Origin of the sequence: Ruegeria jejuensis, assembly GCF_041537905.1 — a bacterium.
GTDB lineage: Bacteria > Pseudomonadota > Alphaproteobacteria > Rhodobacterales > Rhodobacteraceae > Ruegeria_C.
Window position 1 is genome coordinate 1 of record NZ_JBGRUO010000063.1, and the last position, 1,078, is coordinate 1,078.

Consider the following 1,078-nt stretch of genomic DNA (forward strand, 5'->3'; position numbering starts at 1 on the left):
GGACCGGATCCGCTAACACCTTACGGGCCAGCGGCATGTGCAAAGGCCGCGCTATAGGCCGAACACATGTCAGTACCCGAACCGATGCAGATACGGTCAAAATTACCTCTTGCGTTTTGGGCGTCTACACATGTCGCAAACTTTGGTCGGCCAGTTGCACCTTCGCCCGGTTTGATCCAACTGGTGCTTGGTCTGCAACGCTATATGGGAATGTCCGGTGATCGACTTCAAAGGTGCACACTATCCACAATCTGTGATCCTGTTCGCGGTCTATTTCTACGTTCGCTACGGCGTCTCGTACCGCGACCTAGAAGAGATCATGGCGGAACGTGGTGTGTCGGTTGATCATGCGACGCTGAACCGCTGGGTCGTGAAGTATTCACCCTTGGCCGCTCGCGCGGCTCAGAAGCGAAAGGCCAAGACAGCGGATTCTTGGCGCATGGACGAAACCTATGTGAAGGTTCGCGGTGAATGGGTGTACCTGTATCGCGCTGTGGACCGTAACGGTCAAACCCTTGATTTCATGCTTTCTGAGAGGCGAGATACGAAAGCAGCAAAGAAGTTCTTCGCCAACGCATTGCACAACAATGGCATCCCGAAACGGATCACTATTGACAAAAGCAGGAGCAATGCGGCCGGGATCAAAGACATCAACAAAATATTCAAGCGATTGCGGATACCGGTTACGATTGACACTGTCAGATCTAAATACTTGAACAACATTATCGAGCAGGATCACCGGTTCATCAAGCGGCTCACGAGGCCGATGCTCGGCTTCAAAAGCTTCGTCTCAGCAGCAGCGACACTTGCAGGCATCGAGACCGCCAACATGATCCGCAAGGGCCAGCTGGGAGCTTCGACAAGCGGATTCCGTCAATTTGCAGAGCTCGCAGGATAAACTCGTCCAGGCAAAGCGATAGCTTCGAACCACGCTAAAGTTTGCGACATGTGTAGACGCCCAAAACGCAAGAGGTAATTTTGACCGTATCTGCATCGGTTCGGGTACTGACATGTGTTCGGCCTATAGCGCGGCCTTTGCACATGCCGCTGGCCCGTAAGGTGTTAGCGGATCCGGTCC

1 protein-coding gene is annotated in these 1,078 nt (G+C 53.3%); it reads left to right on the forward strand.

Translation table 11 applies throughout. From position 1 onward, the window contains the following. Nucleotides 1-217: 217 nt before the first annotated feature. Complete coding sequence (locus AB1E34_RS26100; protein WP_372575205.1) at nucleotides 218-898, forward strand: IS6 family transposase; 681 nt, start codon at nucleotides 218-220, stop codon at nucleotides 896-898. Nucleotides 899-1,078 lie beyond the last annotated feature (180 nt).